The organism is Desulfobacter sp. UBA2225 (genome assembly GCF_002348205.1).
GTDB classification, from domain to species: Bacteria; Desulfobacterota; Desulfobacteria; order Desulfobacterales; family Desulfobacteraceae; genus Desulfobacter; species Desulfobacter postgatei.
In genome coordinates this window covers 1-9,156 of record NZ_DDYV01000340.1, presented here as the reverse complement: position 1 = coordinate 9,156, position 9,156 = coordinate 1, and the positions used below count along the sequence as shown (strand labels likewise).

The 9,156-nt window shown below is 47.0% G+C and carries 8 protein-coding genes; 7 read left to right on the top strand and 1 reads right to left on the bottom strand.

Going from position 1 to position 9,156, the window contains the following annotated elements; genetic code table 11:
• Positions 1–1,368, bottom strand: a 1,368-nt coding sequence (locus B3D59_RS17755; RefSeq protein ID WP_286822477.1) for a FecR domain-containing protein, incomplete at its 3' end; no start/stop codon positions are given.
• Positions 1,369–2,363: 995 nt separating this feature from the next.
• Here B3D59_RS17755 and B3D59_RS17750 point away from each other — a divergent pair.
• The 7 genes from B3D59_RS17750 to B3D59_RS17720 all read left to right on the top strand — a co-directional run.
• Positions 2,364–4,334, top strand: coding sequence for a methyl-accepting chemotaxis protein (locus B3D59_RS17750; protein WP_286822476.1), 1,971 nt, complete (start codon positions 2,364–2,366; stop codon positions 4,332–4,334).
• Between the two features lie 26 nt (positions 4,335–4,360).
• On the top strand, positions 4,361–4,681 hold the full coding sequence (locus B3D59_RS17745; protein WP_286822475.1) for an Hpt domain-containing protein: 321 nt from the start codon (positions 4,361–4,363) through the stop codon (positions 4,679–4,681).
• Position 4,682: 1 nt separating this feature from the next.
• Positions 4,683–5,798 carry a PP2C family protein-serine/threonine phosphatase gene (locus B3D59_RS17740; RefSeq protein WP_286822474.1) on the top strand — a complete coding sequence of 372 codons (1,116 nt, stop codon included), beginning with the start codon at positions 4,683–4,685 and terminating at the stop codon, positions 5,796–5,798.
• Positions 5,798–6,241, top strand: a complete 444-nt coding sequence (locus B3D59_RS17735; RefSeq protein ID WP_286822473.1) for an ATP-binding protein — start codon at positions 5,798–5,800, stop codon at positions 6,239–6,241. Before B3D59_RS17740 ends, B3D59_RS17735 begins: the two co-directional genes overlap by 1 nt.
• Before the next feature lie 153 nt (positions 6,242–6,394).
• Positions 6,395–7,060, top strand: coding sequence for a phosphate signaling complex protein PhoU (phoU, locus tag B3D59_RS17730; RefSeq protein WP_286822472.1), 666 nt, complete (start codon positions 6,395–6,397; stop codon positions 7,058–7,060).
• A gap of 14 nt (positions 7,061–7,074) precedes the next feature.
• Positions 7,075–7,764 carry a response regulator gene (locus B3D59_RS17725; protein WP_277004900.1) on the top strand — a complete coding sequence of 230 codons (690 nt, stop codon included), beginning with the start codon at positions 7,075–7,077 and terminating at the stop codon, positions 7,762–7,764.
• Between the two features lie 5 nt (positions 7,765–7,769).
• Positions 7,770–9,156: sensor histidine kinase (locus tag B3D59_RS17720; protein ID WP_286822471.1), on the top strand; the 1,387-nt coding region annotated here is incomplete at its 3' end.

The window sequence follows — 9,156 nt, the reverse complement described above, 5'->3', positions numbered from 1 at the left end:
CTTATCCACAACCGGCGCCTCGGCCTCGGGTGCTTTTGGCGGTTCAACACAGCTAAAGAAAATTGCGTCGGACCACAGCCCTTTAAAATCATCTCCGGCAATGGAACAAACCCTGAAATAATAAACGCCATATTCTTCAAGATCAATGGATTGGCGGGTGCCGGTGATACCCTGAATATTCTTGTATAAGTTTTTGAAATCCGATTCTTTTGACACCTGGACGCTGTAGGAGGCGGCATCTCCGACCTTCAGCCATTCCACTTCCACCCGTTTTGTTTTCAATTCTTCGCCGTTAACAGGTCGTTGAACAAAAGGCGGAAAAGGATTGGTTCGGACCTTGAAACCTTGAGGCGCTAAGGGAATACCTTCCAGTCCTGCCGGATTGATGCTCAAAGTCTGGCAGTAATAATTGCCGTCCGGCAGCATGATCTTTGGAAGAGGATCTCCCTTTTGCATTACAATCTCTTTGACGACATTTTTCATTTCAAAATCTTTTGCGACAATTACCCTTGCCGCCACAGCCCTTGAGGGCATGGCAAGAGAAAAGTCTATCAGCAGACTCTGGTACAGAGGACGCAGTCCCTCAAGGGGCGGCGGCGGCAAAAGCGTTTGGGGCGTATTCGGCTGTTTTCCTTTTTCCACCCAGGTCCCCTGGCCCGGATCCAACATTACCTTTTTTCCGGCTCCTGCAACGCCGACCACACCGTCCAGCACCTCTGTCCGTGTGGTTTTATCATTGTCAACCGATACCCTGAACTGGGTTCCTCTGGCTGCGGAAATCGCAGATGGGGTATGAATTTCAAACCGGGAATCCCCGCCTGTACACTTTTGTATATGCATCATTGTCCGTCCGGCAGGCACAAAAAGTCTGCGGATCATAAAATAGGGCTGCTGCTGCCTTGCGGTCCGGATGCTGACCCGGGTATCAGGCCTGAGAAAAAAAGCGCTGCCGTCCTCAAATGTGATTTCCACTGCACTATCTTTTCCGGTTTCAATCTGAGCACCCTGGCCAACCACATCTCCCTTTTTCAAAATAGCCGTGGCCTCGGTACCTTTCGGGCCGGCCCAGACATTACCTTTGATAAAGGTGACAATCCCTTCCATGGGAATCCCTTTGAGCAGTTTGACCGGAATTTTTATACGCTGCCCTGGATATATGAGGTTGGGGTTTTTAAGCTGATTGAATTTTGAAATCCTTTTCCAGTCATGGGGATTTTCAAGCCAGGTCTTGCAAATATTGACCAGATTGTCTTTTTTGGCGACCGTGATGGTGACGATTTTTTCATCTACGGTGCCGGCAGAAAGAAATGGGGGGAAAAAAAGAAAAACAAAAAATAGAATCGCCGGATATTTTATTTTATGTCTCATGGATTTGGCCTTTAAAAAAAGCTGATTGATAATAGGATCTAACTATCACCTGATGCCAGTTTTGTAAACGCGGCAATTTTTTTTGTCCCGCAGTAGGCAAAGCCATTTAACTGAAGTGTTTGATAAAGACCAGAGAATCTGGAAAACGTATGTCTACTTGAGTTTTCGTTAACAAAAAAAAAGATGAAAAAATACTTTGGCATACTTTCTGCTAATTTTGTAGTTTGGTATATATAAAAATTGATAGGAAAAAAGGGATATCCAAGGATGAAAATAATATTACATGCGAGCGAAAACGATGAACTCAGGAGCAGGTTGAAAACTCGAATTGAGGATGCATTGCCGGAAGGTGAGGTTGTTTTGACAGACACCAGGCTGCATCTGTCCAACGTCTTGTGCAGACCATTACATAATGTTTCAGTCCTCATTGCCTTCATAACCGATTCCAATAGTGTTCACCTTTTGTTTTCCCTAAAACCTTTATTTGAAAACGTAAAATTGATTTTGATTTTTTGCGGGAGAGTTGACGACGTGCAAAAATCTGCACTCCTGCTGGAACCATTGTTACCTGTCATTCTGAGAATAATTTTCAGGATATTATTTCAGTTCTGCAACGCATAGAACAAAAACAGATGCATCTGATCAATTGGTCCAATATCAAATGAATGCACCCTATAACCGGCTTTCAAGCATGATTTTTTTTGTTACAGGGAATTTCAATCCTTCAAACTATATGTTATCTTGTAAAAAATTAAAATTTATTGGCTTTGCACGGTTTATCCCCCTATTTTAGTTTCTTGGAAACAAGAATGCTGATTGTTCTCGTTTCCAAGAAACCAAATTGGAACAAAAAAGTCATAGATATATAACACACTGTTTTAAAAGCTTAAGTTTAGAATTTTATACGCTGGCATGCCTTTTGCTATAGTTTATGAACTACATGCATCTAAAATGATAAAAATCAAGAGGGACTTATAAAGGAGAAGATAATAGAAATGACATTAAAAACAAAATTAATCGTTGGTGGCGTGGTGGCGGCAATCCTGCCACTGGTCGTCGTGGGAATATTTTCGATCATCAAAGCGTCCACCGCATTGGTCAGCATTGCCGAGGGGCAGGCCAAGCTTACCGCCGAGAATATTGCAACCATGGTGGACCTTTCCATGAAACAGGAAGTCGGGAAAGCCGAGGCCATGGCATCGGAATCCTCTATCCGGGAAATAGCCAAAGGATCGGGAAATGAAGAGACGTTGGCCGCTGCAGAGACCTATTTGGCCGAAGTTTATAAAAGGATCGGGGAAAATTATGTGTTCTTTTTTGTTACCGATTCATCCGGCCAGGTGATCGCTGACAGTGATTATGGCAAATACAGGCGGGAAAATATGAATCTGGCAGACAGGGACTATTTCCAGGCTGCCAAATCGGGTCAAAGCATCATTGGTGACCCTGTTATTGCAAAGGCAAGTGGGTTGCCCATCGTTGTGGTTGCCGTTCCGTTGCAGGACAACTCCGGTTCATTTGCCGGGGTCCTGGGCGTAACTGTCAAGCTGACAGCTCTGTCTGAGGACATCACACAGGTAAAAATGGGGGAGACCGGCTATCCTTTTATGCTGGCTAAAGACGGTCTTTTTATCGCTCACCCTGTAAAGGATTATATTTTCAAACTCAATGTGTCCAAGCTTGACGGGATGGAGGAGATTGCCAGAAGATCACTGGCCCAGGAAGCAGGCGTTGAAAAATATCGTTTTAAAGGCACTGACAAGGTCGCCGGTTTCGCACCCGTACCTGCGACAGGCTGGAGCCTTGTGGTCACCCAGGATGAATCGGAGTTTTTAGCGTCTGTGGTCTCTATCCGGAATATGGTTCTTGCCGCTGGCGTCATCTTCCTGGTTTTGACCGTACTGGCTGTACTGTGGTTTGTTAAAGGCATTATGGCGCTGCTGGGCCATGATCCGTCTGAAATTGCCAATGTGGCCAACCAGATCGCTGCAGGAGACTTGACCTATCAATTCCCAACGACCGGCAAACCGCTCACCGGGGTGTATGCCAGTATGCAGCAGATGACAACCAATTTGAAAAATATGTTTAAAGACATTTCCCAGGGGATTCAGACTCTGACCTCTTCTTCCACGGAGCTGTCCGCTGTCTCCCAGCAGATGACCTCCGGGGCCGAGCAGTCATCCCAAAAGGCCAATAACGTGGCCTCGGCCGCAGAAGAGATGGCAACGGCGATGAACAGTGTGGCCGCCGCTACAGAACAGACAAGTGCGAACCTGCAGATGATTGTCGCCGCAGCAGAAGAGATGTCTGCAACGATCAATGAAATCGCATCAAATACAGCCAAGGGAAGCCAGACCACGACCCAGGCGGTTGAAAAAGCCGAACACATTTCCCAGAGAGTGGATGCGTTAGGCAGGGCTGCTGCTGAGATCAGCAAAGTGACGGAAGCCATAGCCGATATCTCCGAACAGACCAATCTTCTGGCACTGAATGCAACCATCGAGGCCGCAAGGGCCGGCGAGGCGGGCAAAGGGTTCGCTGTGGTGGCTGGTGAAATCAAGGAACTTGCAAAGCAGACGGCCCGGGCGACTGAAGAAATCGGGTTGAAAATTGGTGAGGTTCAGACAAGCACCACGGAATCTGTTGAGGCGATAAAAGCAATCGTTGAAATTATAGACGATATTAATTCCATTGTTTCATCAGTTGCCACGGCCATAGAAGAGCAGTCTGCCACGACCCAGGAAATTTCCAATAATGTCAGCCAGGCAGCCACCGGTGTTCAGGAGGTTAATGAAAACGTCAACCAGACCTCCACCGTCGCTGCACAGGTCACCGCAGATGTCCATCAGGTGAGCCAGTCTGCTGACGAAATCACAGCCGGAAGCATGCAGATCAATGAGAGTGCTTTGGAATTATCTAAACTGTCGGAAAGTCTTAATGAGATGGTCAGCCGGTTTAAGCTGTAAATATTAGAAATGATTAGGGTATTTTCATGAATTTTCGGAATATTGAGTCTTTCCTAAGCGTTGATACCCATGAAGCCGAAAAGCTGGGTCGCCTTCTGGCCGGTATCCTGACATCTGATCTGGAAAAAATCCGTCGGGGTATCCGGGATAATGATCCGGAATCCATTCGCTTTGTGGCACATTCCATAAAGGGCGCGTCCGGGAATCTGGGATTTCAAAGTCTTTCTCAGCTGGCAGCGGTTATGGAGAGCCGTACCCGGGCCGGCCAGCTTGACGGTTTGGAGGATCTGCTTTTGGAAATGCAGCAATTTTTAGAAAAGCTTGAAGACAGTCTATCAGGCAGGTGATATGGCGGACGTATATTCCATACTTGTGGTTGATGACAATCTGTTGAATCTGAAGCTCATTGAGAAAGTACTGACCAAGGAGGGGTATAACACCCTTTTGTCGGATAATGGACCTGATGCCAGGCGTATAGCTGCCCAAGAACATCCGGATCTTATCCTGCTGGACATTGAAATGCCCGATGAGAACGGATTTGAAGTTATTCAGAAGCTTAAAAATGATCCGGCCACCGCCACCATCCCCGTGCTTTTTTTAACGGGTGTGTCCGAAGTGGATGTCAAGCTCAAGGGTTTTGAACTTGGGGCCGTGGATTATATCGTCAAGCCCTTTCATCCCGAAGAGGTCCTGGCCCGGGTGCGTATTCACCTTAAACTCTCCATTGCCACCAACTCCCTGGTGCAGGAACAGGCCAGAAAGCTGCGTCAGATAACCCAAGCCCAGAATGCCTTGCTGCCCAGGCCCGAAGATTTTCCCAATGCCAGATTCAGTGTTTTCTACCGGCCCCTGGAAGAGGCGGGCGGGGATTTTTATGATATTTTAAATATTTCAAATCAGATCACCGGGTATTTTTTGGGGGATTCCTCGGGGCATGATATTGAAACCTCCTACACCACTGCATCTGTCAAGGCGCTTCTGGCCCAGAACTGCACCCCGCTATATTCGCCCTGTGAGAGCATGAAAATGATCAATGACGTGCTTGTGGAAATTCTGCCGGAAGACAAATATCTCACCGCATGCTACATGCACCTCAATCGCGGCACCAGGATCATGACCCTGGTGAATGCAGGCCATCCCCCTGTGATTTATATGCCCAAGGGTAAAACCCCTTTTTTTATCAAAGTTCCGGGAGATATCCTGGGTATGTTTCCCGATGCCGCCTTTGGTATCAAAAGATTTTCAGTTAATGAAGGGGACCGGTTTTTTCTTTATTCAGACGGCATGGTGGAATCCAAAGAAAAGAAAATATCATGGGTCGCAGGGGTGCAAGGGCTTTTATCCTTTTTTGAGGGGGTGGGGCAGATTAACCTTTCCCATCTCCCAAGCACACTCATTTCCCGCATTTTTAACGGCTATCCCATACCCGAGGATGATATTGTTCTTTTATGCATTGAGGTGTGATGATGCCTGATATCCTGGGTTTTTATGAAATCAGAGAGGAGAAAGATCGTGTCTTCATACGGTTTTCCTCCACCATGGAACATATTGATACGGCCTGTGCCGCAGTCCTTCTTTTTCTTAGATCCAAGGGACCAAAGTTTTTCCCCCATTTGTTTGCAGTCAATTTAGGTATGCGCGAAGCCATGGCAAATGCCGTGCGCCATGGCAATAAATACGATTTGGATAAACTTGTCTCCATGGAACTGGACATAAGCGCGGACGAATGGCTTCGTATGAAGATTTCCGACCAGGGGCCGGGTTTTGAATGGGTGCAAGTCCAGGACCAGGTGTTCCCTGATGAGGCTGACCACGGCAGGGGCATGCGTATCATGCAAACCTATTTTGACCGTTTCAGTTATAACAAAAAGGGCAATACCCTCTATCTTGAAAAACATATCTTGTAGTAAAATTAATTCCTCGTTAATACAATTCTAACGAAATTCTAATGATTTCAGGGTAAAAAACTAACATTGATTATCCTTGAAACTTTTATAACAGGCATGGGCTGACCTGAGATATCAACTGCCAGGCATAGTCCACAACAAAGAAGGACGTTTATGACAAACCAGCTTACCCGGGCCATGCACAAAATTAAAAACGAGATTCTATCTCTTGGTGCCATGGTGGAAGATCGGTTCAAAAAAGCCATATATGCCGTCAAGACAAAAGATCTTGAGCTGGCCATTCAGATCATTGAAACCGATTACCTGGTGGATGCCCAGGAGATTGAGGTCGAAGAGGAATGCGTGAAAACCCTTGCCCTGTATCATCCTGTGGCAACGGACCTAAGGCTGATTACCGCCGTGATCAAAATCAACAATGACCTTGAACGTATTGCCGACTATGCCGTGAACATTGCCCGGCGTTTTAAGACAAGCGGCCAACGTTCAAATTCCTTTCAATATGACTACACGGCCATGGCCGAACAGGCGGCAGAAATGCTTAAATTCGCACTGGATGCCCTTGTCAGCCTGGATAGAGATCTGGCATATAAAGTCCGGGAAATGGATGAGGAGGTCAATACCATGCGCAATGAAGCCTATCGTGTCATGAAGGATGCCATACGCAAGAATCCCGAACAGGTTGAGGAAATTATTAATATGTATCTGATTTCAAGGCATATTGAACGGGTGGGCGATCACACTAAAAATATCGCAGAGGAGGTCATTTACCTGATAGAAGGTGAGATTATCCGTCATTCCGGAATTCCAATAAAAAAATAACACGGAAATAAAAAATGTCCAAAGAGACCATATTGATTGTTGATGATGAGGAAGACATTCTTGAATTGATAAAATTCAATCTCAAGGGAGAGGGCTATAATATACTTCAAGCCATGACCGGGGAGGAGGCCATTAAAATTGCCAAACAGTCCGGCCCGGATCTCATGGTGCTGGATCTTATGCTGCCCGGAATTGACGGGCTTGAAGTTACCAGGTATATGAAAAACAACAATACCACCATGCATATTCCCATTGTGATGCTCACGGCAAAGGGCGAGGAGTCCGATATCGTCGCCGGTCTGGAACTCGGGGCCAATGATTACATATCCAAGCCTTTCAGTCCAAGGGAGCTTACTGCACGGATTCGCGCCATCCTCCGCCGACGCCGGGAAAACAGCGGTGAAGCGCCGGTCCGTGTCCGTCAGGAAGGGGATATGGTCATTGACCGGGCCAAACACCAGGTCACCATTGAAGGTAAAATTATTGAACTGACCTTGTCCGAGTTTGAACTGCTCTCCTTTCTGGCGGAGAAAAAAGGCTGGGTGTTTACCCGGGGGCAGATTGTGGATGCCATCCACGGTGAAAATTATGCAGTGACAGAGCGCAGTATTGATGTGATTATCGTGGGACTGCGTAAAAAACTGGGTGCCTATTCATCGTGTATTGAAACTGTTCGAGGTGTGGGATATCGGTTTAAGGAATAGACTTCATGCACCGTAAAAAAACAAAGCTGATTTGGCGGGTTTTTCCATCATTTCTGGTTATTATTCTTTTGTCCCTGACCGTTGAAGCCTGGTATTCAACCAGCTATTTTAAAAATTTTTTTCTTGAAACCGCCCAGCGTGAACTCATGGGCAGGACATTTTTGTTGCAGGACCGGTTTGCACAAGCCCTGTACGTGGATGGCTTAACGCCACAGCAGATTGACACCCTGTGCAAAACTTTGGGAGAAAAAATTCAAACCCGCATTACGGTGATTCTGCATTCAGGCGTGGTGATCGGTGACTCCTTTGCCAGGGTGGAAACCATGGAAAATCACAGGAAACGGCCTGAGATTCAGGATGCGCTTTCCGGTGGAAAGAGTGTGGCCGTCCGCTACAGTGACACCCTTGATAAAAATATGATGTATATCGCCCTTCCCATTGTTTACAGTCGGTCTGACCCCGCTGTGATCCGGACGGCTGTCTCAATTTCAGCTATTGATGCCAAGATTGAGGCCATGCGCAATTCAATTGCCCTGGTTCTGCTTTTGACGACCATGGCCGCGGTCCTGGCAAGCCTGTATGTTTCAAGGCGCATCACCAATCCCGTGGAGCAGATGCGTCAAGAGGCCCAGGCGTTTTCCATGGGTAACCTGACCCATCGATTGTCCTATCCGGATACCGAAGAGCTGGCTCAATTGGCCGAGGCGATGAATTTTATGGCCTCAGAACTTAATAAAAAGATCATAGATGCCAGAAACCACAGTCAAGAACTTGAAGCGGTTCACACCAGTATGCAGGAGGGCGTCATCGCCATTAACGCTCAGGAGCAGATCATTACCATCAATAAGGCTGCTGCCAAAATATTTGACTTCTCTCCGGAGATTCTCAAGACAAAGCATGTGCTTGAGGTTGCCAGAAATTATGATCTGCAGGTATTCATTAAAAAGGCCCTTGCCACCAGTGAACCTGTGGAAGATGATATCGTGATTGACAGAGGTCAGCGCATGGTTCTCAATATCCATTCCACGGCCTTGTACGACACCCAGGACAAGCGCATGGGCACCCTGATCATTTTCCGTGACATCACCCGGATCCGGTTGCTTGAAACCATGCACAAGGATTTTGCGGCAAATGTTTCCCACGAATTAAAAACGCCTTTGACCGCGATCAAAGGGTTCATTGAGATCATTTTGGAGATGATGCCGGACAACGGCGGCGCCTTATCCCAGGATTCCGTCGCCCAGTATGGCAGGTTTCTGGGGATCATCGAAAAAAACGTCAACCGCATGGTCAGTCTGATTGATGACCTTCTGGCTCTGGCAAGACTGGAGCGCCTTAAAGGGACCGATGTTCAGTTTGAGGCCCACCCCCTGGCCGGCCTGATCCAAAAGG

Bases quoted from the DNA above. Each gene is read 5' to 3' on its own strand.
- B3D59_RS17750 (WP_286822476.1), top strand. From the start codon at position 2,364: ATGACATTAAAAACAAAATTAATCGTTGGTGGCGTGGTGGCGGCAATC.
- B3D59_RS17745 (WP_286822475.1), top strand. From the start codon at position 4,361: ATGAATTTTCGGAATATTGAGTCTTTCCTAAGCGTTGATACCCATGAA.
- B3D59_RS17740 (WP_286822474.1), top strand. From the start codon at position 4,683: ATGGCGGACGTATATTCCATACTTGTGGTTGATGACAATCTGTTGAAT.
- B3D59_RS17735 (WP_286822473.1), top strand. From the start codon at position 5,798: ATGATGCCTGATATCCTGGGTTTTTATGAAATCAGAGAGGAGAAAGAT.
- phoU (WP_286822472.1), top strand. From the start codon at position 6,395: ATGACAAACCAGCTTACCCGGGCCATGCACAAAATTAAAAACGAGATT.
- B3D59_RS17725 (WP_277004900.1), top strand. From the start codon at position 7,075: ATGTCCAAAGAGACCATATTGATTGTTGATGATGAGGAAGACATTCTT.